General features: G+C 68.9%; 21 protein-coding genes and 9 tRNA genes. 16 read left to right on the top strand and 14 right to left on the bottom strand.

All coding sequences use genetic code 11. The features are described from left to right. Window positions 1–14: 14 nt before the first annotated feature. Complete coding sequence (locus ACWEOO_RS15925; protein WP_452143584.1) at window positions 15–293, bottom strand: hypothetical protein; 279 nt, start codon at window positions 291–293, stop codon at window positions 15–17. A gap of 126 nt (window positions 294–419) precedes the next feature. Next, window positions 420–968, bottom strand: a complete 549-nt coding sequence (locus ACWEOO_RS15920) for a hypothetical protein (protein ID WP_452143583.1) — start codon at window positions 966–968, stop codon at window positions 420–422. A gap of 183 nt (window positions 969–1,151) precedes the next feature. Here ACWEOO_RS15920 and ACWEOO_RS15915 point away from each other — a divergent pair, with 183 nt between their 5' ends. Then, window positions 1,152–1,850 (top strand): DUF4386 domain-containing protein, encoded by a 699-nt coding sequence (locus tag ACWEOO_RS15915; protein WP_452143582.1) that lies wholly within the window; start codon window positions 1,152–1,154, stop codon window positions 1,848–1,850. A 109-nt stretch (window positions 1,851–1,959) separates the two neighbouring features. Here the strand turns inward: ACWEOO_RS15915 and ACWEOO_RS15910 are convergent, their stop codons facing one another. Further along, complete coding sequence (locus ACWEOO_RS15910; protein WP_452143581.1) at window positions 1,960–2,442, bottom strand: DUF1877 family protein; 483 nt, start codon at window positions 2,440–2,442, stop codon at window positions 1,960–1,962. A gap of 886 nt (window positions 2,443–3,328) precedes the next feature. On the opposite strand from ACWEOO_RS15910, the gene ACWEOO_RS15905 reads away from it, so the two are divergent. Beyond that, window positions 3,329–3,673: a hypothetical protein gene (locus ACWEOO_RS15905; RefSeq protein ID WP_452143580.1), complete on the top strand. Its 345-nt coding sequence runs from the start codon at window positions 3,329–3,331 to the stop codon at window positions 3,671–3,673. 314 nt (window positions 3,674–3,987) lie between these two features. Here the strand turns inward: ACWEOO_RS15905 and ACWEOO_RS15900 are convergent. After that, a tRNA-Thr gene (locus tag ACWEOO_RS15900) sits at window positions 3,988–4,063 on the bottom strand. Window positions 4,064–5,131: 1,068 nt separating this feature from the next. Between ACWEOO_RS15900 and ACWEOO_RS15895 the strand changes: the two genes are divergently transcribed. The 11 genes from ACWEOO_RS15895 to ACWEOO_RS15845 all read left to right on the top strand — a co-directional run bounded on the left by ACWEOO_RS15895 (window position 5,132) and on the right by ACWEOO_RS15845 (window position 8,822). Beyond that, a tRNA-Pro gene (locus ACWEOO_RS15895) sits at window positions 5,132–5,207 on the top strand. A gap of 93 nt (window positions 5,208–5,300) precedes the next feature. After that, window positions 5,301–5,374: transfer RNA gene (locus ACWEOO_RS15890), tRNA-Arg, on the top strand. Between the two features lie 2 nt (window positions 5,375–5,376). Further along, window positions 5,377–5,450 (top strand) — tRNA-His (locus tag ACWEOO_RS15885). Window positions 5,451–5,509: 59 nt separating this feature from the next. Beyond that, window positions 5,510–5,583 (top strand) — tRNA-Leu (locus ACWEOO_RS15880). A 70-nt stretch (window positions 5,584–5,653) separates the two neighbouring features. Continuing rightward, window positions 5,654–6,100: an HNH endonuclease gene (locus ACWEOO_RS15875; protein ID WP_359931479.1), complete on the top strand. Its 447-nt coding sequence runs from the start codon at window positions 5,654–5,656 to the stop codon at window positions 6,098–6,100. A 34-nt stretch (window positions 6,101–6,134) separates the two neighbouring features. Further along, window positions 6,135–6,207: transfer RNA gene (locus ACWEOO_RS15870), tRNA-Gln, on the top strand. Between the two features lie 20 nt (window positions 6,208–6,227). Beyond that, a tRNA-Ser gene (locus ACWEOO_RS15865) sits at window positions 6,228–6,319 on the top strand. Between the two features lie 25 nt (window positions 6,320–6,344). Beyond that, window positions 6,345–7,535: an RtcB family protein gene (locus ACWEOO_RS15860; protein WP_452143579.1), complete on the top strand. Its 1,191-nt coding sequence runs from the start codon at window positions 6,345–6,347 to the stop codon at window positions 7,533–7,535. Window positions 7,536–7,672: 137 nt separating this feature from the next. Continuing rightward, window positions 7,673–7,763: transfer RNA gene (locus tag ACWEOO_RS15855), tRNA-Ser, on the top strand. Between the two features lie 121 nt (window positions 7,764–7,884). Then, entirely contained in the window at window positions 7,885–8,712 is an 828-nt protein-coding gene (locus ACWEOO_RS15850; protein WP_452143578.1) for an alpha/beta fold hydrolase, read from the top strand. Window positions 8,713–8,738: 26 nt separating this feature from the next. Further along, window positions 8,739–8,822, top strand: a tRNA-Tyr gene (locus tag ACWEOO_RS15845). Between the two features lie 399 nt (window positions 8,823–9,221). Here ACWEOO_RS15845 and ACWEOO_RS15840 read toward each other — a convergent pair. From ACWEOO_RS15840 to ACWEOO_RS15805, 8 genes are read right to left on the bottom strand one after another with little or no spacing between them, the layout of a single operon-like run. Continuing rightward, window positions 9,222–10,493, bottom strand: coding sequence for an alpha-L-fucosidase (locus ACWEOO_RS15840; RefSeq protein WP_452143577.1), 1,272 nt, complete (start codon window positions 10,491–10,493; stop codon window positions 9,222–9,224). Beyond that, window positions 10,490–11,857 (bottom strand): FAD-binding oxidoreductase, encoded by a 1,368-nt coding sequence (locus ACWEOO_RS15835; RefSeq protein WP_452143576.1) that lies wholly within the window; start codon window positions 11,855–11,857, stop codon window positions 10,490–10,492. The genes ACWEOO_RS15840 and ACWEOO_RS15835 overlap by 4 nt, the downstream gene beginning before the upstream one ends. Further along, window positions 11,847–12,713 carry a U32 family peptidase gene (locus tag ACWEOO_RS15830; protein WP_452143575.1) on the bottom strand — a complete coding sequence of 289 codons (867 nt, stop codon included), beginning with the start codon at window positions 12,711–12,713 and terminating at the stop codon, window positions 11,847–11,849. The genes ACWEOO_RS15835 and ACWEOO_RS15830 overlap by 11 nt, the downstream gene beginning before the upstream one ends. Further along, complete coding sequence (locus ACWEOO_RS15825) at window positions 12,710–13,954, bottom strand: DUF2088 domain-containing protein (RefSeq protein ID WP_452143574.1); 1,245 nt, start codon at window positions 13,952–13,954, stop codon at window positions 12,710–12,712. Before ACWEOO_RS15825 ends, ACWEOO_RS15830 begins: the two co-directional genes overlap by 4 nt. 59 nt (window positions 13,955–14,013) lie before the next feature. Continuing rightward, window positions 14,014–15,834: an IlvD/Edd family dehydratase gene (locus tag ACWEOO_RS15820; protein ID WP_452143573.1), complete on the bottom strand. Its 1,821-nt coding sequence runs from the start codon at window positions 15,832–15,834 to the stop codon at window positions 14,014–14,016. After that, on the bottom strand, window positions 15,831–17,282 hold the full coding sequence (locus tag ACWEOO_RS15815; RefSeq protein ID WP_452143572.1) for an aldehyde dehydrogenase (NADP(+)): 1,452 nt from the start codon (window positions 17,280–17,282) through the stop codon (window positions 15,831–15,833). Before ACWEOO_RS15815 ends, ACWEOO_RS15820 begins: the two co-directional genes overlap by 4 nt. Then, window positions 17,279–18,172, bottom strand: coding sequence for a fumarylacetoacetate hydrolase family protein (locus ACWEOO_RS15810; protein ID WP_452143571.1), 894 nt, complete (start codon window positions 18,170–18,172; stop codon window positions 17,279–17,281). The genes ACWEOO_RS15815 and ACWEOO_RS15810 overlap by 4 nt, the downstream gene beginning before the upstream one ends. A gap of 11 nt (window positions 18,173–18,183) precedes the next feature. After that, entirely contained in the window at window positions 18,184–20,898 is a 2,715-nt protein-coding gene (locus ACWEOO_RS15805) for a UxaA family hydrolase (RefSeq protein ID WP_452143570.1), read from the bottom strand. 117 nt (window positions 20,899–21,015) lie between these two features. Here ACWEOO_RS15805 and ACWEOO_RS15800 point away from each other — a divergent pair, with 117 nt between their 5' ends. Genes ACWEOO_RS15800 through ACWEOO_RS15790 form a run of 3 tightly spaced genes read left to right on the top strand, consistent with a single transcriptional unit; the run spans window position 21,016 to window position 22,762 of the window. After that, window positions 21,016–21,696 (top strand): GntR family transcriptional regulator, encoded by a 681-nt coding sequence (locus ACWEOO_RS15800; protein ID WP_452143569.1) that lies wholly within the window; start codon window positions 21,016–21,018, stop codon window positions 21,694–21,696. Continuing rightward, window positions 21,693–22,103: a ParB/Srx family N-terminal domain-containing protein gene (locus ACWEOO_RS15795; RefSeq protein WP_452143568.1), complete on the top strand. Its 411-nt coding sequence runs from the start codon at window positions 21,693–21,695 to the stop codon at window positions 22,101–22,103. The genes ACWEOO_RS15800 and ACWEOO_RS15795 overlap by 4 nt, the downstream gene beginning before the upstream one ends. 29 nt (window positions 22,104–22,132) lie before the next feature. Beyond that, window positions 22,133–22,762, top strand: a complete 630-nt coding sequence (locus ACWEOO_RS15790; protein WP_452143567.1) for a hypothetical protein — start codon at window positions 22,133–22,135, stop codon at window positions 22,760–22,762. Here ACWEOO_RS15790 and ACWEOO_RS15785 read toward each other — a convergent pair. After that, the gene (locus tag ACWEOO_RS15785) at window positions 22,759–23,073 is read right to left on the bottom strand and encodes a VOC family protein (RefSeq protein ID WP_452143566.1); all 315 of its coding nucleotides are present in this window, start codon (window positions 23,071–23,073) and stop codon (window positions 22,759–22,761) included. The two genes, ACWEOO_RS15790 and ACWEOO_RS15785, sit on opposite strands and share 4 nt — an antisense overlap. Before the next feature lie 59 nt (window positions 23,074–23,132). Beyond that, window positions 23,133–24,323 carry a Gfo/Idh/MocA family protein gene (locus tag ACWEOO_RS15780; RefSeq protein WP_452143565.1) on the bottom strand — a complete coding sequence of 397 codons (1,191 nt, stop codon included), beginning with the start codon at window positions 24,321–24,323 and terminating at the stop codon, window positions 23,133–23,135. Between the last annotated feature and the right edge of the window lie 219 nt (window positions 24,324–24,542).

Below are 24,542 nucleotides of genomic sequence, written 5' to 3'. Positions count from 1 at the left end.
GAGCGTGCGTTCGATCAAACGGCGAGTGCCAGGCGGGCGATCCGGACGATGCGCTCATAGTACGGCTGGGCGTCTGGTGGAAATGCCTGGATGGAGCGCTGGAGTTCGTCTGCGGCCTGCAACAAGCGAGATCGGTCCAGCTCGGAGAGCGAACCCGCCCTGGTTGCCCAGCCATAGATGTCGGCACCGATCATGACGGCATCCACTTCCCCGTAGTCCAGGCCCTTCTCCACGGAGTCGGGGAAGAGCTCGGCCATGTGGAGGCGCATCTCTTTCGCCAGCAGGTTCGCCACACACAGCAGCGTAGAATGTCGACGCGCGCTCATCGGCAGTTCCGTGCTTCACGGAGAGCGGCAGACCCGCGCATCCGGAAATCGGAACGTGGCGGCAGGCACCTGCTGCGTATTCGGCCCTGGCAGTCAATAGTGAGCGAGGATCTGCGCAACAGGGTGGCCGAGGAGTTCGGCTACCGCGGCTAGTTCCTCTGGATCGAGCTCGTATTGCGCACGGGTCGGATTCATGGCGCTCACCTCGAACCGCGCAAAGCCGACGGGCCAGTCGCAGCGCAGGTCGGTCAGCGGTACGACGGCACCGCAGCAGGGCACCGTCACGTCCATGCGATCGAAGCGCAGGCTGCCATCTTCCCGTACGAGGTCGCCGACCCAGTCCAGACCGATGTCCCGACTGCAGCGCGGGCATGTGATCTGGCTGGTGTTCTCGCCGGCGTCGATCAGGGTCACTCGGTCGTAGAAGTTGGATTCCACCTCCTCGACAGCCTCGTCGGGGCCCGAGAACAAGCTCGCCACGTAGGCAACGGCGGCGGCGCCCGCCTTGAGCGTGGGCTGCCAGTCCGCGCTCGTCGGGATCAAGCGGATGTAGGAGTCGCTCACCAAGCCCAGCATGCCTGGTGTGATCGACGCACGATCAGTCGAGCCGCCACTCATGTCGGCCTCGGGCAACGCACTCAACTCGGCTCGTTGCGCCTCACTCTTCGCGGCAGATGCGGACGTGTGGCGTCTCAGCAGTGGTCGTTCGCCTCTGACCTCAACGCGGAAGCGGTCGAACGATCGAGATTGAATGGAGGTGTAGGGACCATGTCATCTACGACGTCGTATCCATCACGTGTCCAAGGCGATTCTCGGTCAGGCGGCGTGCGTGAGCACAAGGCTGCCGCCACGACAGCGGGGATCCTGTTCATCGTCGGGACGGCGGCCGGCATCCTCAGCAAGGCCGTCACTTCTTTCCCCGTGCACAACGCGGACGACCCGCTCGCCTACGCCGCGGACCACTCCGGCACCGTCGCGACGGGGGCGCTGCTCGTGCTCGTCATGGGCCTGTCGCTCGCGTTGGTCGCGGTGGTGCTCTTCCCCGTGTTGCGGCGGGAGGACGAAGTGCTGGCCACGGGCTACCTGATCATCCGAGGGGCGGTCGAGACGACCACCTACGTCATCGTCGCCATCGCGTGGCTGGTGCTCGTGCCACTGGCCGAGACCATGTCGGCAGGACCGGGCACGGCCTCACCATCTGGGGTGCGTCTGGGTACCCTCGTGATCGACTCTGATGGGGCCAGCGTGATCATGTCGCTGGTGTTCTGCCTTGGCGCCGCCCTGTTCTACGTCCTGCTCTTCCGGTCGCGCATCGTCCCCCGCTGGATCACGGTCTGGGGTCTCCTGGGGATCCCGTTCTACGTTGCCGCCTACCTGCTCGCGATGTACGGAGTTGTCGGCATCAACTCCTCCGAGGTGAATGTCCTCTGCCTGCCCCTGGCCGTCCAGGAGATGGTGCTAGCGGTATGGATGATCGCGCGCGGCTTCCGTCCAGCGGCCGTCTCGAACACGCCCAAGATCTGAAGGAGGCCACAACAGGGACCCACTCATCGGCTGCTTGCTTCACGGACAGCGGCTACGTCCGGACGTTACTGACCACTCGTCAGTTCGGCGGTGCTGGCGTCGGCGGGTACTAAGCCGTGAAGATGACGTGACGCTTACTCGCGGCGGCCTGCTGCCAGAAATCGGTGAGATCCGTGAAGTTGTCCCACGTGTAGTCGAAGTCTTCGTCTCCGAACTCCGCGTAGTCCGCGGCGTCGATCTGCTCGTAGCCTCTGCGCAGCGACTCCTGGGTGACGGACATGAGCGCGGCAGCGACAGCAGGAACATGGGCTTTGTCGACCAGGACGACCAACTCGTCCTCGCCGCTGGTCAGCAGCTTGCCACCTAGGACGGCGAGGTTGAGTGGGCTGGAGCCGTTGTCAATGGCAAGCCGGCCGTCGGTGAGACTTCGGTGGATCGCATCCCAGGCCTTGTCGGTCGCCACGTTGTAGTCGTCGTCGCGCTCCTCGATGATCTCGTGCACATACTCAGAGATCGCCTCGTCGGCGCCGTCCATCTCGAGAAGCTGCTCACGATCATCGTCGGTGATCGCAAAGTGCATGCCCAGGCTCATTTAGGTGCCCTCCCTCGTCGCGGGATTCCGAGGTGCACATTGTGCCTGCGTGGGGTGCTGTCGTTCGGACAAGGCACGCACGTCCGCAATTCGCCAGATCCTGGCCTGTCGCACATCAGTTGACGCGAATCTGTCGCGGATCTATCGGCGGACCACACCAGATGAGTCAGGCTGTCCGCGGCGACACAAGCGACATTCGCCTGCCAGGTAGTCGACAGCAGATCGCGGCGTCTACGCACGGTCGTACTGGAAATCAGGTTGCAGCGTTGGCGGCATGGCCAACGAGCCGACACACCGGCAGACGACTGTCAAACAGCTGATGGCGGCTTCGGAGCAACATCAGTCCGACGCGGTGGCCCCCGTCGCATCCGCCGCGCCGAGGACTTGGAGCTGGTCTGCCCCGGCGGTTAGCGCCATCGTCCGCAGGGCTTTCACGGAGATCGCTGGTTCTTGGCAGGGGCTTGTTCCTGTGTAGTCGTGGCGGCCCAGCTGGCGAGTAGCTTGAGGGCGTCTTCGGTGGCGGAGCCGGTTTCGGCCGCGTAGATGGTCGTGGTGAGGTCGGGCTCGGCCCGCGGGCGGCGCCAGAAGCGGTCGGCTGCCCGGAGGGGGTCCATAGCCCTGACCGCTGGCGACGTTGGACCCTCGTGCACACGAGCGCGGAGCGGATGATGGCAGAAGAAACGAGCTGCCCCGTTCGCTACCGGGAAGACTCCCGGTGGTCAGGGTCCGACCGAGGGAGGTTCCCATGCGAGTACTACACACACCGAGATCCTCGAAGAAGGCTCCGGCCCGCGACGGGCCGATCTCACGGACCGCGAAGTCGACCGGCCGGTTCGGCTTCCACTTCCTGGAAATGTGCGCGGTCATGTGCCTCGGGGGTGGGGTCTTGATTGCCGTGTTCTTCGGCGTCGCGTCGCTTCTCGGGTTCACTGAACTGAGACAAGACGCCCCCGCGCTGTCAGCGCTCATCTGCTCCGTCATCCTGGCGGGTGCGATGACTGGCTGGATGCGGTTCCGGCGCATGGAGTGGCGACCCACTCTGGAGATGGCCGGGTCGTCCGTGGCAGCCGGCGTACTGCTGATTGTCGGGTACTGGACCGGCATCGTGTCGCAGGAGGCACTGGTTCCGAGCGTGTGCGGTCTGGCATGCGTCGCCATGATCGCCGTCATGCTGTTCCGCCTGCCGCTCTACTCAACCGGCCACGCCAGCCACCATGGCGGTGCGACCTGAGCGACTGCCGGAGGCAGGTCCGAAGAGCACTGACCGTCTCGGCGCGCCCCCTTCACGGCGCGGGGTCGCGATCTCGGCAGGCTGAATCGAGTTGACGCGGCAGACGAGTGCTCCGCGAGCGCCCGGGACCCGAAGGTGGCTCAGCGCGTCCCGGGCACGCCTCGGCGGCGACGACCATGGACCTCTACGGGCACCCGATCGAACCTCGCGGACGCCCTCAAGAGGCGCGGGGACACCACGGCGACCGAAGGCGATCGAGGCTCGGAACGACGAACCCCCAGCGTCGGAGAGTGACCGCTGACCTGGGGGTTTGGTGGAGCCGCCTGTCGGAATCGAACCGACGACCTTCTCATTACGAGTGAGACGCTCTGCCGACTGAGCTAAGGCGGCGTGTACCGAGGCAAGAGTGTAGCGGGAGGAGGGCGCGGATTCCGAATCGGATCCTTGGGGAGGGTACGCCGGGGCGCGAGCGTGTGGTCGGGGTCACTCCGCAGACGGACGGCTTGGCGTGACGCAGTCGCCGTACGGCGAGCCGGCCGTTGGCGGATGGCGGGAGCACCCCACCGCGTACGACGGGGCTCACACCATCCCGTACGGCGGGGGCTGCCGTCCCGCACGGCGGCGTGCACCGTCCCTCGGCGTGCGGCGGAAGCGTTCCGTACGACCGGGCGCACACGGGCCCTCTCTAGGCGGCCCGTGACGCCGACACCGTCCCGTAAGGCGGGGCACGCCACCCCATGCCGCAGGCCACGCCACCCATGCCGCGGCGAGCGTCGTCTCTTGGCATACGGCGGAAGCCCCCGGCTCGTGGGTTTCGCTGTCCCGTGTGGTGGGGTATCTCGCTGCGTACAGCGGGCAGTGCGTGCTGGTCCCGTCGGTGCTGCCGGGTGGCGCGTGCGCCGTCCTGTGCGGTGAGAACACCTGCTGATTGCGGACTCGGCCGGCGGAACTGGGTGATGGGAGTGTGCGTCGGAGAGGGTGCGGGAATGGCGGGGAACAATTGTTCTGGGAAATGCGTTGACTTCACCATGAGTGTTGGGTGAGACTATTTCCCGCAAGCGACAGAACCTGAGGAGACAGATCGTGTACGGAACGCGAATCGCGAACGAAGCCTGGCGGCCCGGCCGCATGGCTTTGTCGGCGTGCCTGCGATCTGTGGGCGAGGCCCTCTACCACCAGCTCAGCCCGCGTTCGGGCGGTCCGCCTGGGTGATCTTTCCGCTGGGGAGATCTCCAAGCGAGCCGTCTGAGCCGGGTCCCGGCAGCAGGCGGCTCTTTTCTTTTGCCCGGTCACGGGTCACGTCGGTGCGCAATGGTTGCGGACCGGATTCCAAACCCGCGTCACGAGGGTTCGACTCCTTCCACCGATGCTTTCCGGTATTCACGGATATCGGCACGAACAATTGACAACTGGACATTCATCGCAATTTCCCCGGGGACCGCGACGCCCCGGGGAGGACCAGCTGTAGGCCAGCGGCCAGGCCACCTCATTTGGGTTGAGGAGATCGGAGGTTCGAGTCCTCCCAGCTGGACCAGGCGCCCGCAGGATGCTTGCTACCGGCCGAGCGGGCGCCACAAGCGTGCCCTGCGCCGGAAATCCGCAGTACATCCGGCGCAGGGCGCCACGAACGCCCGTGGCTCAACCGGACAGAGCGCCTGCCTACGAAGCAGGAGGGTGCAGGTTCGAATCCTGCCGGGCGTGCTGTGTCCGAGGCAGAAGCGGGCGATGCGCCGGGACGTGGACCCGGAGGAAGCGGGTTCGAGCCCCGCCGGACACCCTGAGTGACACGGTTGCCACGCACGACGGTCGCCGTACGCAACAGAACGCAGTACCCCCGCGGCTCTGGCCCAACTGGGAGAGGCGCCTGGCTTAGAACCAGGAGGTTCAGGGTTCGAATCCCTGGGGCCGCACACCGACCGACACCGTTTTCCCCGACCTGCTGACCGCGGGTCGGGCACACTGGAGGGGAGGAGGAACCACATGAGCGGTGTGATCGTCCTGAACGCCTCGTACGAGCAGCTGCACGTCGTGTCGATCCCGCACGCCATCAAGATGCTCGTCCGCGAGGTGGCGGTCGTCGAAGAAGCGCACGACGGCGCCAGCATCGGACCGTTCCCCCTCCCGCGCGTGCTGCGGCTCGTCCGGTACGTCGTGATGAAGTGGCGCTACGCCTCCGGCCGACTGCAGTACACACGGGCCGGCGTGCTGAAGCGCGACAAGTACACGTGCGCGTACTGCGGCCGGCTCGGCGCCACCACGATGGACCACGTGGTGCCACGATCACGGGGCGGACGTGGCGAGTGGTTGAACGCCGTCGCCGCGCACTCGACGTGCAACGAGAAGAAGGGCTCGCGAACACCGGAAGAGGCCGGCATGCCGCTGTTGTGGCAGCCGTGGATCCCTTCCCGTGCCGAGCTGGCGCTCTGACGCGACACCCCCCGGGTGCCGCCGACGAGCGCGATGCCAGGTGGGCGACGGTGACCCACCCTCGGTTCTGACCCGAGGCCCCGCAGGTTCGAGCCCTGCCCTGGCAGCTTGTCCGAGTGGAACAAAGGGTGGAATAAGCCGAGCGTTGGCCTACCGGCAGCCGTCTCGAAAACGGTCGATCCTTCACCGGATGTGTGGGTTCGAGTCCCACTTCCACCGCATGTACACGAACGAGGAGGGGAACGTGGAGCTTCCGGTTGAGCTGAGTGGGGCGAAGAGCTCCACGCTGATGTGGGCTCACGAGTACGACGTCGACGCGAAGGCGCTGCAGCAGCTGCGCAACATCGCGGCGCTGCCGTGGGTGCACGGTGTCCGGGTGATGCCGGACGTGCACCTCGGCAAGGGCGCGACCGTCGGGTCGGTGATCGCGATGTACCAGGCCGTGTCGCCGGCGGCGGTCGGAGTCGATATCGGGTGCGGGATGGAAGGTGTGCTGACCTCGCTGACGGCCGCTGACCTGCCCGACGACCTGTCGGCGATCCGGTCGCGGATCGAGGCCGCCGTACCGGTCGGTTTCCGGGCGCACGAGGACCCGGTCGGCGTACGGCGGCTCGGGCTCGACCCGCGGCCGTGGGACCGGCTGTGGGGCGGGTTCACGAGTCTGCACGACGGGGTGCAGGACCGGGAGCGGAAGGCCAAGCAGCAGATGGGTTCGCTGGGCTCCGGCAACCACTTCATCGAGGTGTGCCTCGACGACGAGGACCGCGTGTGGCTGATGCTGCACTCCGGCAGCCGGAACATCGGCAAGGAGCTCGCGGAGCGGCACATGCGGATCGCGCGGGAGCTGCCGCACAACGCGGATCTCCCGGACCGCGACCTGGCGGTGTTCCTGTCCGGTACGCCGGAGATGGACGCCTACCGCCGGGACCTCACGTGGGCGCAGGAGTACGCCGCGCGGAACCGGGCCGTCATGCTCGCGCTGGTGATGCAGGCGGTACGGGAGTCGTTCGAGGTCGACGTACGGTTCGAGCAGCCGATCTCGTGCCACCACAACTACGTGGCCGAGGAGCACTTCGACGGGCTCGACCTGCTGGTCACCCGCAAGGGCGCGATCCGGGCGGGGCGCGGTGACCTCGGGCTGATCCCGGGGTCGATGGGCACCAGCTCGTACGTCGTCCGCGGGCTCGGCTCGGAGCGCTCGTTCTACTCGGCCTCGCACGGGGCAGGCCGGCGGATGAGCCGCAACGAGGCGAAGCGCCGGTACACCGTCGACGACCTGGTCGCCCAGACCGTCGGCGTCGAGTCCCGCAAGGACGCCGGCGTCGTCGACGAGATCCCCGCCGCCTACAAGGACATCGACTCGGTCATCGCCGCCCAGTCCGACCTGGTCGAAGTCGTCGCCCACCTGAAGCAGGTCATCTGCGTCAAGGGTTGAGCCGGTGGGCGGGTGCCCTGCGCGCCTGCCCGCCGTGCGCCTTCTTCCTTTGCACTAAGCGTACAAGCGCGAGGGATGGCCACGACGAAGTTATCCACAGCCGCCCGCCGTCAACAGGGGAGACGGCGGACGGGGTTGGTGAGATCCGCCTGTCGGTAGGGGCAGCGGTTTGCTAAACCGTCGGTCGGCTGACATGCCGGCCCGTGAGTTCGAATCTCACTCTCACCGCTGGGTGGCCGGGACCGACCGGCCACCCTGCCAGGCTACGTGGTTGTTCGCAGTGCGGCCCGCAGCGGCCTGGGTAGTTCTTCGGAAGCGGAGGTACGGGGCCGAGATCTAGCGTGAGGGCATGACGGCACGCGAGCGGTTGCTCCAACGCCTGCCTGTCGACGAACGGCGGATCGACGTCAACGACGTCGCGACAGTCGTTCTCGAGGGCGGGGACGGACCGCCGCTCGTCCTCCTGCACGGCGGTATCGAATGCGGCGGGGCTTACTGGGCGCCGGTGATCCCGCAGCTGGCGGAGCGCTACCAGCTCGTCGTGCCTGATGTGCCGGGGCTCGGCGAGTCCGCGGCAGTCGCTCGGTTGGACCAACAGGCGTTCGACGGCTGGCTGCAAGCACTGCTCGAGCAGACCTGCGATCGGCCGCCGGCCTTGATCGCGCATTCGCTCGTGGGGACGCTGGCGGCACGGTTCGCCGCGAGTCACGGCGACCAACTCCACCGGCTGGTGCTGTACGGCGTACCCGGGATCGGCCCGTACCGGTTGCCGATCGGACTGCGCGTGACCGCTGTCCGATTCGCGGTGCGGCCCTCCGAGGCGAACATGGAGCGCTTCGAACGCCGCGCGTTCGCCGACCTCGATTCCGTACGACGCCGCGACCCGGACTGGATGCAGGCGTTCAGCACGTACACGCGGAGCCGCGCACGAGTACCGCACGTCGGGCGGACCATGCGCCATCTGGTCGCCACCTGCACCAAACAGGTCCAGGACAGGATCGACGTCCCCACGACACTGCTCTGGGGCGCCAAGGACCGATTCGTACCGCTGTCACTCGCGGCGGAGGCAGCCGGCAGGCTCGGCTGGCCATTACGAGTGATCGGCGAGGCCGGACACGTCCCGCACATCGAGCGACCCGCCGCCTTCGTCGAGGAAGTCACTCGAACACAAGTCTGACCAGCCGTACGCAACGCGTCGCCTGAGCAGGAGCGCCGTCGTGGGAGGGGCGGGGCGGGCTGTAAACCCGTTGCCTTGGGGCCTAGCAGGTTCGAATCCTGCCTTCTGCACGTAGGACCAACAACAAACCAGAGAGGAGGACCGGCCGTGGCCGACCTCAGGAACAGAAAGCGAGTGCCTGGCGGCAGGACCGGTGCTCCGGTGCAGCAAGGTCACTCGATGCGACGTGTGCTGCTTGCCTGCGGGCATGTGCAGCGCGATCGGATCGCCCACCGTGGGGATCACGTGTGGTGTGAGGCCGAATGCTCCGACTGGATCCGCGTGGTCTCTGTTCAGGAGTAGCACTCACGACAGGTAGTGTCCGGCGATGGCCTAGTGCGCCTGAGCGTGAAGCGCACCGCGCGTACAGTGTCTCGCCGGTGCACTACCTGTCGAGCGTGCCCCCTGGTGACGGAATCTCGCCGGGCTCTCCGAAGGCTCGGTTCCTGGTTCGACTCCAGGCAGGGGGACTACGCGATCGTCGGGTCGAAGTGGACGGACAGGTCTGCTTCGGCTGCAGCGCGGGCGGAGAGGATGCGGACGCGTACGTCGCTAGGTACGAGAGGCGGAACCACCAGCAGGCGGCGGTGGCCGATGGTGGTGCCGTCGGCGATCTCCTGCCATGAGCCGTCCACCAACGCGTCGACTGCGAAGGATTCGACCTGCTGCCCCCGCGAGATGTCTTCCCGCAGATCGAGCACGTTCACTGTGCCGGGCAGCGTCACCGGTGTGCCGTAGTACTCGCGCACCGCCGCACCGAAGGCCGTCAGCGCGGCGACGTCCGGATCGGCGAACACGCCGCGGCCGTCGGGCGGGATGTTCAGCAGCAGTACGGCGTTCCGCCCGACCGATTTGCGATAGATGTCCAGGAGCTCCGGCACCGACTTCACCGCGGCGTCCTCGGACGCGTGATAGAACCACCCCGGCCGGATCGACACGTCGACCTCGGCCGGATACCAGCGCAGCTCGTCGGCCCGGGCCAACTCGTCCGGCCCGGCGACGGAGGGCGCCGTCTGCTCGGCCACCATCGTCCCGTTCCGGAACGGTACGACGCTCCACTCGGTCTCCCGCGCGAACCCGTCCTCGTTGCCGACCCACCGCACATCGGGCCCGCCGATCGCGATCGTCGCGTCCGGGGCGAGCCGGCGGATCAGGTCGAACCACGCGTCGTACGCATAGGTCTGCGCGCTGCTCGTCGGGTTCGCCCCGTCCAGCCAGACTTCGGCGATCGGCCCGTACGACGTCAGCAGCTCGTGCAACTGCCGAAGGTAGAACAGGTTGTAGTCGTCGACCACATACGAGAACTCCCCGACCTGCGACGCGACGGCCGGGCTCCCGTTGCCGTAGTACCCGCCGGGCGACTTCTCCTGATAGAGGTCCGCCGGCGACAGATAGATCCCGAACCCGAGCCCGGCGGCCTGACAAGCGATGGACAGCTCCCCGACTACGTCCCGGCCATACGACGCGGCAACGGTGTGCGGCAGGTACTTGCTCGGCCACAGGCAGAACCCGTCGTGGTGCTTGGCCGTCAGGATCACGCTCTTGAACCCGGCGGCGACCAGCGTGGAGACCCACTGCGAGCAGTCCAGCGCCGTCGGTTCGAACGCGGCCGGGTCGTCCAGACCGGTCCCCCATTCGAGATCGGTGAACGTGTTCGGCCCGAAGTGCACGAACGCGGTCAGCTCCTGCCGCTGCCAGGCCAGCTGCCGCGCCGTGGGACGGACGGCGGACGGATCGATCACAGCAGCACCTTCCCGGGGTTGAGCAGGTTCAGGGGGTCGAAGGCGGCCTTGATCCGCCGATGCAGCTCGAGCCCGACCGGCCCGAGCTCGGTCTCCAGCCAGCGGGCCTTCAGCGTGCCGATCCCGTGCTCGCCGGTGATCGTGCCGCCGAGCCGCAGGCCCAGCTCCATCACCGCCCCGAACGCCTCCAGCGCCCGCGCCTCGGCGGCCGCGTCGTCACGGTCGAACACCACGGTCGGGTGCATGTTCCCGTCACCTACATGCCCTGGGCAACAGATGAGTACGTCGTACTTCGCGCTGATCTCGGCGATCCCGCGCAACAAGGTGACCAGCTGCGACCGCGGTACGGAGACGTCGTCGATCAAGGTGACGCCGAGCGGTTCCAGCGCCGAGTTGACCAGGCGGCGCGCTTCGAGCAGCATCCGGGACTCCTCGGCGTCCGAGGCCTCGGCGACGTCGACGGCACCGTGCTCAGCGCAGATCGCGGCGATCCGCGCAACGTCTTCGACGGCCCGGGTTCCCCGGTCGGACTGCGCGAGGAGCATCGAGCCGACGTTCTCCGGCAGCCCCATGTCCCGGTAGGCCTGGATCGCGCGCAACGTCGGCTGATCGAGGAACTCGAGCAAGGACGGGCGCAGGCCGGAGGCCATGACAGCGGCTGCGGCGGCGATACCGTCCTCGATCGTCAGGAAGGTGGCGGCGGCGGTCAGTGCGGCCTCGGGGGCAGGCTGCAGCGCGAGCGTCGCCTCGGTCACCACCCCCAGCGTGCCTTCGGAGCCGACGATCAGCCGGGTCAGGTCGTAGCCGGCGACGCCCTTCGCCGCGCGGCGGCCGGTGCGCACGACCTCGCCCGACGCCAGGACGACTTCCAGGCCGCGCACGAAGTCCGACGTCACGCCGTACTTCACACAGCACAACCCACCGGCGTTCGTCGCGATGTTCCCGCCGATCGTCGACATCTCCCACGACGACGGGTCCGGCGGGTAGAACAAGCCCTGCTCCAGAACCGCGCGGGACAGGGAGGCGTTCACCACGCCCGGCTGGACGACGGCCACCTGATCCTCGACGGACACCTCGAGGATGCGCGCCATCCGGGACGTCGACAACAGCAGGCAGCCGTCGATCGCGTTCGCGGCGCCGGACAACCCGGTCCGCGCGCCCTGGGTGACCACCGGCACCCGGAACTCGGACGCGACCCGCAGCACCTCCTGCACCTCGGCGGTGCTCCCAGGCCGGACGAGCGCCCGCGGCGCCCCCGCCGTACAGAAGGTCGCGTGATCGTTGCGATGACTGTCCAGGACGTCCGGGTCGTCGACGACGTCCTCGAGGACCGACCGGAGCCGGCCGACGAACTCATCCCTCATCTTGCTCCGCGAGCAACCGCAGGATCAGCTCCGCGCGCCGCACGCGCTCCCGCCCGAGCGCCTCCGCCGTACCGGCGAGGTGCGCGCCGACCGGGTAGATGTTCGGCGCGTTCCGCAGCCCCATCTTCAGGTACACCGGCGCCGCGGCCCGGACGACATCCGGTACGTCGTAGAAGCGGACGTGGCCGCCCTGGTCGTCGGGAACCTCGATGTACATGTCGATCGGCACCGTCGTCACCGAGCGGATCTCCGCGAGCACCGGCACCGGCAGGTCGGTCGAGACGTTCAGGCTGGTCGCGCCGAGCCGCTCGTACAGCCGCGCGGTCGGGGCGTTCGGCAACGGCATCAGCACGGACGTCTTCAGCACCAGGTCCGACGGCAGCTCGCCCTCGATCTTCAGCTGACCGAGGATCTCCAGCACGCCGATGTCGCCGACCAGCAGGCTACGGACGCCGAGCTCGACCGCGCGGTACGCGTCACACAACGACGCCGCCACCTGGTCGTTGCCTCGCGCAACACCGCCGACCGCGGCCGACACCTTCGCCTGACCGCCGATGTCCCACGCGCCGCGCGGCCCGAGGAACAAGCACACCTCGACACCCGACGACGCGCCGAGCGACAGCATCTCCTCGATCTCGCCGTCGGTCAGCATCATCACGCCGCTGCCCTGCGACACCCGGTCGATCGTGACGCCGCGCTCCTTGGCCTCCTCCAGGACCGCCGTCATCACCCGCGGTCCCTCGCAGGACGGGATCTCCACCTTGTACGGCGACCCGTCGGGGAAGGTCTTCGTGGACGCCTCCCCGGGCCGGAAGCCGCGGTCGGCGAGCAGGGTACGTGCTTCGCGAAGGTTCATGTCTCGCTCCAAGGTCCGAGTCGTCCGGCCGGCGCCAGGTCCCGCGCCGTACCGGTGATCTCCAGGTCGAATCGTTCGGCCGCCTCGGTGAGCAGGGCCGGTGTCACCATCAGCTCGTTCGGCGACAGAGTGTCCTTGATCCGGGCCAGCCGGAGCTCGGACCAGTGCCGCCGTCCGCACATCGTCACGGCCGCGAGTACGGCGGCCTCGTCGTCCTCCATCACCATCGGCAGCCGCGAGCGCCGCGCCCCGCCGGCGCCCGAGGTCAGCGCGTTCACGTAGCTGGCCCGCAGGTCGATCTGCTCCAGCAGCCGTGCCGGGATCACGTCGGCCAGGCCGAGGCCGGACGCGTTGCCGTGCGACGCCGGCGACAGCGAGTGCACGCTGATCGCGGCGATCGACGGCGACTCGAACTCAGGGATGCCGTGCACCCAGCAGCGGCCGATCACGTTCGTGTCCATCCCCGCGCCGGACTTGTCCTTGCCGAGCTCGTCGACCACGAGGACGTCGAGCTCGTCGAACGGGAGCCGGCCGAGCAGGCTCGAGGCCCTTTGCAGCAGGGCATTTTCGGCCGCTTCGGCAATCCCGTCGGCGGCCAGCAGCTCGACCGCGGCGGTCTGCTCGTGGGCGTTCTCCAGGATCGCCAGCCCGCCGAGGATCTTGCCCTGCGCAATCACCATCCGGGCCGCGGCCTCGATGTTGACGCCGAGCGACGGGATGCCGCCGGCGTGCAGGGAGGCCGCGCCGAGGTGGTTGCCGAGCCCGATCGCGAGGATCTTCGCGATCCCGCTCTCGATCGGTCCGCGGAAGTCCGTGTGCGGCTTGATCCGGTTCACCAGCAGGACGCCGTCGGCCTTGGCGGCGATCGCGTCGTGGTGCACCTCGGTGCCGTCGGCCAGCGTGCCGACGACGACGGTCTCCATCGTCGCCTCGATCGGGCAACCGACGGTCTCCGGAGTGATCCCGAGACCGGCGAGCATCTCGCGCTGCCCGTCGGCGGTCGCGCCGCCGTGCGAACCCATCGCCGGGATGACGAACGGCGCGGCGCCGGCGTCCCGCAGCCAGTCCACGGCCGCCTTCACCACCGGCACCAGGTCGTGGATCCCCCGGCTGCCCGCCGTCACCGCGATCCGGGCGCCGGGCAGGACCCGCTCCCGGAGCGGTTCGAGCGCCGCGCGTGCGCCGGCGTACGGGTCGGCCGACACCGGCAGATCCGTGAGGATCCGCCGGATCGGCGTCACCTGCGGGAGGGTCCCCGCGGGCCGCAGCCCTCGTACCGCTTCAAAAGGTCCCCAGGACATCAGTGGCTCTGGCGGGCTACGGCGGAGCCGGTGCGGCCGATGAGGAAGTCGAGGTCGCAGCCCTGGTTGGCCTGGGTCACGTGGTCGACGTAGAGGCGGGCCCAGCCGCGGTCCGATGGCGGGGCCGGCGGCTGCCAGTCCGCCCGGCGCTTCTCCAGCTCCTCGTCCGGTACGTCGAGGTGCAGCCGCCGCGCCGGTACGTCGAGCTCGATCCAGTCCCCGGTCCGCACGAGCGCCAACGGCCCGCCCACCGCGGCCTCGGGCGTGACGTGCAGGACCACGGTGCCGTACGCCGTACCGCTCATCCGCGCGTCCGAGATCCGCACCATGTCGTCGACGCCGATCTCGGCGAGCTTGCGCGGGATCGTCATGTTGCCGACCTCGGGCATCCCCGGGTACCCGCGCGGCCCGGCGTTCTGCAGCACCAGCACGGTGTCCTCGTCGACGTCGAGATCCGGGTCCTCGACCGCCTTGTCGTACTCCTCGATGCTGCTGAACACCAGCGCCTTGCCGCGGTGCCGCGACAGCCGCTCGGACGCGGCCGACTGCTTGATGACCGCACCGTCGGGGGCCAGATTCCCCTTCAGTACGGCGGTTCCCGCGCCGCTGCCGAGCGGGTCGCCGACCGGGCGGATGACGGCGTACGTCTCGCTGCCGGGTGCCGCGCCCGGGTACACCGCCTCGATCCGCTCGGCGTTCGCGACGTTCTCGCCGATCGTCTTGCCGGTGACCGTGATCGCGTCCGGCTTGAGCAGCGGCAGGATCTCCTTCAGCACCGCGGGCAGGCCCCCGGCGTAGTAGAAGTCCTCCATCAGGTACTTGCCCGAGGGCTGCAGGTCGACCAGCCACGGGACGCCGCGCGCCCACTCGTCGATGTCGTCGAGGCTCACGTCGACGCCGACCCGGCCGGCGATCGCGAGCAGGTGGATGACGAAGTTCGTCGAACCGCCGATCGCCGCGTTCGCGCGGACCGCGTTGGCGAACGCGTCCCGGGTGAGGATGTCGCTGATCTTCAGGTCTTCCTTGACCATCTCGACGATCCGCTGCCCGGACTTCTGCGCGATCACGTAGCGGCGCGAGTCGACGGCGGGGATCGCCGCGGATCCGGTCAGCTGCAGGCCGAGCGCCTCGGCCATGCAGGCCATCGTGGACGCCGTGCCCATCGTCATGCAGTGGCCGTTGCTGCGGGACTGGCCTGCCTCGGCCGCCGCGAAGTCCTCGGCCGACATCCGGCCGGCGTTGAGGTCCTGCGTGAACCGCCAGACCGCCGTACCGGAGCCGATGTCGCAGCCGCGGAATTTACCGTTCAACATGGGGCCGCCAGTGACGACGATCGTCGGCAGGTCGACACTCGCGGCGCCCATGATCGAGCCGGGCGTCGTCTTGTCGCAGCCGGTCAGCAGCACCACGCCGTCGAGCGGGTTCCCGCGCAGCGACTCCTCGACGTCCATGCTCAGCAGGTTGCGGAACAGCATCGCGGTCGGCCGCAGCAGCGTCTCGCCGAGCGACATCACCGGGAACTCCAGCGGGAACCCGCCGGCCTGCCAGACCCCGCGCTTCACCGAGTCCGCGAGCCGGCGCAGGTGCGCGTTGCACGGCGTCAGCTCCGACCAGGTGTTGCAGATCCCGATCACCGGGCGCCCGTCGAAGGCTTCCTCGGAGAAGCCCTGCGACTTCATCCAGGACCGGTGGATGAAGCCGTTGCGGCCGTGCTCACCGAACCAGTGGTCGAAACTGCGCCGGCCGGTCGCGGCCGGGGCCGATTCGCCGGCCAGGACGCCGCCCTCGGCCGGGTCGTTCGTCGGGGGCACATCAGTCATCGCGGCACCTCACCTGTGGTCACGGTTCCGTTCACCCGCCGGCTGATCCCGGCCGGGTTCGAGTCCTTCAGTACGTCGGGCAGCACCGCGTCCGGGGCGTCCTGGTACGCGACCGGGCGCTGGAACCGCCGGGCCGCCGTCACGCCGACGCTGGTGTGGATCGAGCCGACGCTCGACGGGAACGGGCCGCCGTGGTGCTGGGCCCACGACACGGCGACGCCGGTCGGCCAGCCGTTCCACAGCACGCGTCCCGCGCGGGCGGTCAGCAGCGGCAGGAGTTCCCGGGCCAGGTCGGCGTCCGAGTCCTCCGCGTGCAGCGTCGCGGTCAGGTTGCCTTCGAACGCCTCGAGCGCCTGGACGAGTTCGTCGCGGTCGCCGTACTCCACCACGATCGAGACCGGGCCGAAGCACTCCTCGAGGATCTCGTCGCGGCGGGCCAGGAGCTCGGCGACGGTGGTCTGCAGGAGCGTCGCACCGCCGGACGCCAGCACGCGGACGCCGTCCACCTTCTCCAGCCGGTCGAGGCCGGAGGTGAAGCCGTCCTTGATGCGGTCGTTCAGCATCGGCGCCTGGGCGACGCCGCCGACGGCCTCGACGAGCTGGTCCTGCAGGCCGTGGCCGGCCGGGAGGAACAGCAGCCCCGGCTTGGTGCAGAACTGGCCGACGCCGAGCGTGAACGAACCGACGTACCCGGTGGCGATGTCCTTGCCCCGGGCATCGATCGCGGCCTGGGTGACGAACACCGGGTTCAGGCTGCCGAGCTCGCCGTAGAACGGGATCGGCTCCGGGCGGGTCACCGCGATCTCGTGCAGGGCCTTGCCGGCCGGGACCGAGCCGGTGAAGCCGGCGGCGGTGATTCGCGGGTCCTTCAGCGCGGTGACGCCGACGTCGAAGCCGGAGATCAGGCCGAGCGTTCCCTCCGGCGCACCGGCCGCCGTCAGCGCCTCGATCATCACCTCGGCGGTGCGGACGGACAGCTCGGGGTGACCCGGGTGCGCCTTGACGATCACCGGGCAGCCCGCGGCGAGCGCCGACGCGGTGTCGCCGCCGCAGACGCTGAACGCGAACGGGAAGTTGCTGGCGGCGAAGACCAGCACGGGACCGAGCGGCACCAGCACGCGGCGCAGATCCGGCCGCGGCACCGGCTTGGCCTGCGGGTCCGACGTGTCGATGACGACCTCGAGCAGCGACCCCTCTTCGAGGACGTCGGCGAACATTCGCAGCTGGCCGGTGCTGCGGGCGACCTCGCCGGTCAGCCGCGCCTCGGGCAGCGACGATTCCCGCATCGCGATCGGCACCAGCTCGCCGGCCGCCGCGTCCAGCGCGTCCGCGACGGCGCGGATCCAGCCGGCCCGGACCGCCGGCGCGGCCGTGCCGAAGGCGGGTGCGGCGGCGGTGGCCGCCGCGAGCGCCTGCTCGAGCTCGGCAGGCGTGGTGTCCTGGGTCATCGCGTTCCTTCCAGGTTGTCGGTGGCCAGGAACCCGAACGGTTCCTTGCCGGTGGCGACGGTGTTGGTCAGCGTGCCGACCTCGTCGATGGTGATCGTGATGACGTCACCCGCGGCCAGCGCGAAGTCCAGCTCCGGCACGATCCCGGTGCCGGTCGCGAGGATCACGCCGTCCGGGAAGTCGTTCGGCAGGAACAGGGCGTCGATCAGGTCCTGCAGGTCGCGCACCAGCTTCTCGGTGGACGTCGTACCGCGGAACACCTCGGCGCCGCCGCGACGGATCACCAGGTCGACGGTGAGCGCCTTCGGGTTCGCGACCTCCCACGCCGGGCGGATCCCGGACGCCAGCGCACAGCCGCCCGCGAACAGCTTCGCCTGCGGTACGTACAGCGGGTTCACGCCTTCGATGGACCGCGAGCTCATGTCGTTGCAGACCGTGAAGCCGACGATCTCGCCGTGGCTGTTCGCGACGACGGCCAGCTCCGGCTCGGGGACGTCGTGGCCGGAGTCGGAGCGGATGCCGACCGGCTCTCCGTCCACGACCACGCGCCAGGCCGGCGCCTTCTGGAACAGCTCGGGCCGGTCGGCGGTGTAGACCTTGTCGTACACCGACTGCTCGCTGCTCTCCTCCATCCGGGCCCCGCGCGACCGCTCGTACGTGACGCCGGCGCACCACACCTCACCGCGGCCGTCGAGCGGCGGCAGGAACGTCAGTCCGTCGGCGGGAAGCGTCTCGCCGACCTTGTCCACCTCCGCCTGCAGCTCGGCGAGCGGGAGCCGGAGCAGTTCGGCGAATGTGTTGACGCCCTGCAGCGACGCCACCGTGTCTCCGGTGCGCACACCGGGGATCGGGCGGCCGTCGACCGGGGACAGATAACGGACCAGGTGCATGGAAGGGCCTTTCACATCGAGGTGCCGAGCAGACCGCGGGTGATCTGGAAACCTACGTTGCCGGAGGCAACTGCCTTCGGGACGAGCCGGCGGGAGGCGACGGCGGCGATCGTGTCGAGCGCGGTCCGCGCCTGCTCTGCCGCGTCGCCGGTGGCCACCGCGTCCAGGTCGTCGCCGTACGTCGCGACCGTCTCCGGGTCGTTGCTGAACTCGACGACCGGCACGAACCGTTGCGCCGACAGCGTGCCGCCGGCGACGTGCGCGAGGATCTGCTGGACACCCGTCGCGCCGAACCCGGTCGCGGTCTCCATCCAGTCCGTGCCGGGCATCCGCATCACGTGCCACCCCGACTCGGCGAGCCGCTGCCCGTGCGCGATCGTCGGGCCGACCGGGTCCGTCGACCCGAACGCCGCCGTACGGAAGCCCTCGTGGGCCAGCAACGCGCCACGCGACGACAGTACGACGGAACCGCCGGAGCCCACGATCTCGTGGCCGGCCAGCGCCAGCGCCTCGGCGGTCGTGTCCGAGAGCGGGCCGCGCGCCTCCAGCCCGATCGTGAGCGCGCCGAGGTCGCCGTCCCGCGCGACCGGTGCGGGGATGCGGAAGCCGCTGAACCAGTCCTTGACCTTGCCGCCGACCGCGTCGAGACCGCCGTCGGCCTGGATGCTCGCCCAGCCGAAGCGAGACGGATCCGCCCCGGCCTCGACCAGCCGGGACCGGAAGTAGTCGTTGTGGGTCTTCTCGCAGCCGTGCTCGAGGAGCAGGGCCATGCGGGTGTTCGGGTGCAGGAGGTAGCCGAGCATGATCCGCGCGAACGTCTCCTCGGACGCGCCGCCGCTGCTGCCGCACCCTTCGGTGTGCGGGAGCGCGACCATCCGGGTGACGGCGTCACCGGCCCATTTCTCCAGCTCCGCCTGGGCCGCGATGCGCAGCGCGATCTGGCCGGAACAGAGGCTGGTCGGCAGGATCAGGCCGACGGCCTCGGGGGCCAGCCGGTCGTCGACCTCGAGGAGCTCGGTCCGCGTGCGGCCGTCGGAGGTCAGGCCGCGGTGCGGCAGGCCGTCGAGCGGTGCGTCGCGGTCCTCGCTCGGCAGGTCGGCGAGCTTGCGGCTCATCCGGCCGTCCGTGGTGATCGAGATACCTTCGCGCGGGCCGGTCTGCTTCCAGTTCCGCCAGATCGACACCTGGCTGTGGCCGGCCCGCTCGCCTGCGCTCTTCTCACCCGAGGCGACGCGGACGACCAGGTCGAAGGTCTCCGCGGTCAGGTCCGCCATCGACGTACCGGTCAGGTACTTGCCGGCGTCGACGTCCATCTCGGCGTGCAGCCGCTCGTACCTGGCGCTCGTGGTGACGAACTTCAGCGTCGGCACGAACGGGAAGTTGGTGATCGACCCGTTGCCGGTGGTGAAGAAGATCAGGTTGCAGCCGCTGCCGATCTGGCCGGCCACCGACTCGAGGTCGTTGCCGGGGCTGTCCATGAAGATGTACCCGTCGCCGGGCAGCGGTTCGCCGTAGTCGATGACGTGGTCGAGCCGGACCTCGCGCGGCAACTTGCGGGCGGCGCCGATCGACTTCAGCACGATGTTGTAGAGCCCGCGGTACACGTTGCCGCCGGACGGGTTGCCCTCCGCGGTGTGGCCGTGCCAGCCGACACGTTCCTTGAACGACTTGATCGTAGCCAGGAAGCGTTTGGCGGTCGCGAGGTCGCGGACGTTCTTCAGCACGTACGGCTCGGCGCCGATCAGCTCGTCGGTCTCCGCGAGGACCGCCGTCCCGCCGTGCCGGATGACCTCGGCGCTGACCTGACCCGCGAGCGGGTTGGCCGAGATGCCGGAGAAGGCGTCGGAGCCACCGCACTGCAAGGCGATCTTGAGATCCGCGAGCGGGACCTCCTCGCGCTGCTGCGCGTCGACGACCGGCAGCCACGGCTCGATCAGCGCACCGGCCGCGGTCAGGTCGTGCTCGAAGCCGCCCGCCCGGGTGAAGTACGTGTGCGGCACCTTGATCGACGGGTAGTCGTGCTCGGCCATGAAATTCTTGATCGCCTCGCCGGACACCACGTCGCCCTCGGCGTCGACGACCAGGACGGCGCCGACGTTCGGGTTCAGCGTGAAGCCGGCCAGCGTGGCGAGCAGGAAGTGCAGGTTGTTCGGGACCTCGTCCTCGCCGCCCTCGGTGTGTGCCACCGGCACGACGCCGTCGCCGGCGGCCGCGCCGTCGAAGCGCCGGGCGAGCTCGGTGACGAACCCGCTGCTCCGCGAGCTGGTGGCCAGCAGTACGACGTGGTTCCGCGTCCCGGCCGGGCCCTGCGCACGGGGGTAGCCCAGGAAGGTCCCGGGCTGCTCGACGCTGGTCACCTGGGCGCCGAAGTACAGCGCCGACTCGTCCAGCTGGAACGGGTCGAGCGGCTCGTTGGTCGCGCTCGGCTCCCCCGGCAGCCCGTCCACGCCGCGGGCGGTGACCGCGGCGAGGCTGGTCGGCGTACAGACGTAGTCGCCCGGGACGAGGTCCCGGGACGCCCGCGCGAACGCGGTGTTCCACGAGGTCAGCGCGGCACCGGTGGCGACCGGCGCGACCACGAACCGGTGGCCCTCGAGGACGGTGTGCGGCAGCGTGATCGTCGCACCGTCGAGCTCGACCTCGGTCCCGGCCTCCAGCCGGCGGGAGGCGATCGCGACGTTGTCACCGGGCTCGGGCAGGACGCCGATCTGTTCGAACCTCACCATTCGCGCCTTCCCTGGCTTGCTGGGGTCAGAATCGTGCATGATGCATGATTACCAGTGTTACCCTGCCGAAAACTGACCGGTGGGGTCAAGCCCGCGACCAGATTCCGGAGACACCAGATGAGCGAGTCCGTGGCACCGGTGGACCGGCGGCTGCTGCGCCGGCAGATGCTCGCCGACGACGTGTACGAGGCCATCAAGACGATGCTGATGGACCACGTCATCCGGCCCGGGGCGCGGATCTCGATCGACGGATTGGCCCGGGAGTTCCAGGTGTCGTCGACGCCGGTGCGGGAGGCGCTGGCCCGGCTGGAGTCGGAAGGGCTGGCGGTCAAGGAGCCGCTGAAGGGGTATCGCGCGACGCCGCTGCTCTCGCTCGAGGAGTTCGACGACCTCTATCGGTTCCGGCTGCTGCTCGAGCCCTGGGCGGCCCGGCGGGCGGCCGAGCTGATCTCCCTCGAGGGTGCGGAACGGCTGCGCGCCGAGCTCTCCAACGCGGTCGAGCCGACGTCGATCGACTACGCCGGCTACAAGTCGCTGACCGCTCACGACAACCGCTTCCACTCGCTGATCGCGTCGTTGTCCGGCAGCGAGCAGGTTCGGCTGGCCTTCGAGCGGACCCACTGCCACCTGCACATCTTCCGGCTGCACTACGACCGCGACATCGGCCCGGAGGTCCTGACCGAACACCGCATGCTGGTCGAGGCGATCACGTCCGGCGATCCCGTCGCCGCCGAATCCGCGATGACCCGGCACATCGAGAACTCGATGACGCTACGCCTGCGCCGCATCTACGAATGACCCGCCGCCCGTTCCCGCTCGCCGTACCCGCTGAACTGCGGCCGTACATCCTGGACTTCCACTGGGACCTCGAGCTGCTGCACGCCCTCGACCTGCCCACGGTCTCGCTCCAGGTGGTCGACCTGGCCGATCACCTGGACCTCCCGTTCTGGGCGTACGACGGCCGGCCGTTCCAGGTCACGCCGCACCAGGTCGCCGCCGGACCGGTCAGGTACCAGGAGCAGTACGCGCGGACCTTGGCCGCCGACCTCCGGCATCCGCTCGACGTCGTACGCCGGCCGGACGAGCGCGTCACGATCCTCGACGGCGTCCATCGGCTGTTGCGGGCCGAGCTCGAAGGCCGGACGACGGTCGCCGTACGGGTGCTGCTGTGGAGCGAGCTGGACCGCATCGCCGTCGCCGTTTGACCCCCTCGCCGCCGGGCACCAAGGGGAGAATGGAACTGCCTGCGCCACGCCCTGTCCTGTGGCCGTTGCGTCCACTGGAATCCGCGGCCGTCTCCACCTCGTCCGACGAGAGCCGCACCCTCGTCACCATCACGCACTCACCACTCGAGCAAGTCACGCCCGAGATGCTCGCGTGGTGGTACACCCACGTGCAGGGCGACATGCGGTACGCCGGCACGACCTGGCCGCGGTATCTGGTCTGGCACCCGCTCGACCACATCTCGTACGAGGCGACCACACCCGGGCGGATCGAACCGGGCGCCCGGCTGCACATCAAGGAAGCACTGGGGCGTGACCCGGCGATGCTGCTCGACCTGGAGGTCATGGTCGAGACCGTCGACAGCCAGTGCGCCGTGATCAGCAAGCGGATGCTCGGCAGCTCGATGGTCCGGCTCGAGAACGAGTTCACCCGCACCAGGTCAGGGTGCCGCTATACGACCCACCTGACGATCGGCGACACCACACCGCTCGCCCGCCTGTTCCTCAACCGGACCGCCCACAAGCGCGCGTTCCCCGGCCCCAAGCTCTCCGCCTGGATCCGCCACCACGTCGAGGAGATCGGCAACCTGGAGAACTTCCTCCCGGACCTCTACCACTACCGCGCCGACCGCGAGCCCTAGCCGACCGGCGCCCCGCCGTACGAGACCTCGTTCCCGTCCGGGTCGAAGAACGTCGCATGCCGCACACCGTTCTCGTACGTCTCCCGCACCGCCGGCTCCAGACCACGCTCGGCGATCCCCTTCAGGGTGCCGTCGAAGTCCTCGACGAACAGCGTGTGCTGCGCATGCCCCGCATGCTCCGGCACCACCTCGATGTACAGGAACTGGTGCTCCCCCAGCTCCCACACCGCCTCGACATCGTTCGGCAGAAAACTCGGCGGTCCGCCCAGCAATTTCTCGTACCAGGCGACCGCCACGTCGTATTCCTTCACGGAAACTCCGGCAAACAGATCCATACCGGATCGTAGCCGCCGGAGTCTCGTGCCCTCGGTCAGGCGGGGGCGTCGCCGTGGTCCGGGATTTCCAGTTGGACGCCGCCCTGGAGGGCGGACTGGTGGGCGTAGATGCCGGGGAGGGTGTAGCGGGCGGAGACCCAGGCGTTGATCGGCGGGAGGGTCTTGTCGGCGACCGCGCGGACGAAGTCGTCGGCGAGGAAGTGGTGGGAGCCCTCGTGGCCGTTGTGCAGGCCGGCGAACTCCTCCGGCAGGCGGGAGCGGTCGTGGACCGGGGACAGGCCGGACCGGAACGCGTCGCGCAGCGCGGGGTCGACGTTCTCGAGGTCGGCGTCGTCGCCCGTCGCCTTGGTCTCCATCAGCTGCGAGACGTCCTCGACGCCTTCCTTGTTCTGCCACAGCGTCGTGGTGGCGAGCTGCTCGAAGCTGCCCTCGGTGCCGAACACCCGCAGCCGCGACTCGCGGATGTGCGACGGGTACCCGACGCGGCGCATCTCGTTGGTCCGCATGATGCCGCCGTCGGCGAGCTTGAACAGCGCGGTCGCGTTCGAGAAGTCGTTGTCGAACTGACTGACGTCCTTGTCGAACACACCGTCGCCGCGGTCGTCCTTGACGCCGATCGCCGACACGTGCGTGGCGTGCTGGCCGGTCACCGAGAGAACGTTGCCGACGGCATGCGTCGGGTAGAGCAGCGGCGGGAACGACGCGGTCTTCTTCCAGTCGTCGCCGCCGGAGTACTGGTACGCCGCGTAGAACCCGAGGTCCATGTCGTGGACGTAGTCGCCCTCGCTGTAGAACACCCGGCCGAACGCGCCGTCGGCGAGCTTCTGCCGGCAGTACACCGAGGACGGGTAGTAGTAGCTGGTTTCACCCATCATGTAGGTGAGCCCGGTCTCCTTGACCAGCTCGATGATGCGCGCGATCTGGTCGGCCTCGATCGCCATCGGGACCGTCGAGTACACGTGCTTGCCGGCCTCGAGCGCCCTGATCGCCATCTCGCCGTGCAGCCAGCGCTGGGTGAAGATCGCAACCGCGTCCACGTCCGACTCGAGCATCTCCTCGAACGACGCATGCGTGACTGTGATGCCCTGCTTGGCGGCCATCTCCGCCGTCCGCTCCGGGATGACGTCGGTCAGCCGCACCTCGGACACGTCCGGGTGCGCGGACCACAGCCGCAGGAACGAAGGAGCGAACTGGCCGGCCCCGGCCACACCGATGCTGATTCCCATGCGGAAGAGCCAATCACACATTTATGTTCCACGGAAGAACAAATTCGCACGTTGGATCGTGTGACCCACCTCGCACCGCCGCGACTTTGAGCACCGGTCAACCGTTTCGAGACGCTCAGGACGGGGCGGATTCAGCCGGTGGTTGCAACACCGGTGGTTGGGTAGGGGGTTGAGAGTAGCTGGTTGAGGGTTTCGGCGGGGGTTTGGTAGTTGAGGGTT

The organism is Kribbella sp. NPDC004138, from assembly GCF_053603655.1.
This window is presented reverse-complemented; position numbering and strand designations above follow the sequence as displayed.

Excerpts from the sequence above, each read along its gene's own strand:
- ACWEOO_RS15850 (WP_452143578.1), top strand. The coding sequence starts at position 7,885 with ATGACGGCACGCGAGCGGTTGCTCCAACGCCTGCCTGTCGACGAACGG.
- ACWEOO_RS15790 (WP_452143567.1), top strand. The coding sequence starts at position 22,133 with ATGGAACTGCCTGCGCCACGCCCTGTCCTGTGGCCGTTGCGTCCACTG.
- ACWEOO_RS15875 (WP_359931479.1), top strand. The coding sequence starts at position 5,654 with ATGAGCGGTGTGATCGTCCTGAACGCCTCGTACGAGCAGCTGCACGTC.
- ACWEOO_RS15815 (WP_452143572.1), bottom strand. The coding sequence starts at position 17,282 with ATGACCCAGGACACCACGCCTGCCGAGCTCGAGCAGGCGCTCGCGGCG.
- ACWEOO_RS15800 (WP_452143569.1), top strand. The coding sequence starts at position 21,016 with ATGAGCGAGTCCGTGGCACCGGTGGACCGGCGGCTGCTGCGCCGGCAG.
- ACWEOO_RS15835 (WP_452143576.1), bottom strand. The coding sequence starts at position 11,857 with ATGAGGGATGAGTTCGTCGGCCGGCTCCGGTCGGTCCTCGAGGACGTC.
- ACWEOO_RS15820 (WP_452143573.1), bottom strand. The coding sequence starts at position 15,834 with ATGACTGATGTGCCCCCGACGAACGACCCGGCCGAGGGCGGCGTCCTG.
- ACWEOO_RS15805 (WP_452143570.1), bottom strand. The coding sequence starts at position 20,898 with ATGGTGAGGTTCGAACAGATCGGCGTCCTGCCCGAGCCCGGTGACAAC.
- ACWEOO_RS15780 (WP_452143565.1), bottom strand. The coding sequence starts at position 24,323 with ATGGGAATCAGCATCGGTGTGGCCGGGGCCGGCCAGTTCGCTCCTTCG.
- ACWEOO_RS15810 (WP_452143571.1), bottom strand. The coding sequence starts at position 18,172 with ATGCACCTGGTCCGTTATCTGTCCCCGGTCGACGGCCGCCCGATCCCC.
- ACWEOO_RS15910 (WP_452143581.1), bottom strand. The coding sequence starts at position 2,442 with ATGAGCCTGGGCATGCACTTTGCGATCACCGACGATGATCGTGAGCAG.
- ACWEOO_RS15830 (WP_452143575.1), bottom strand. The coding sequence starts at position 12,713 with ATGAACCTTCGCGAAGCACGTACCCTGCTCGCCGACCGCGGCTTCCGG.
- ACWEOO_RS15795 (WP_452143568.1), top strand. The coding sequence starts at position 21,693 with ATGACCCGCCGCCCGTTCCCGCTCGCCGTACCCGCTGAACTGCGGCCG.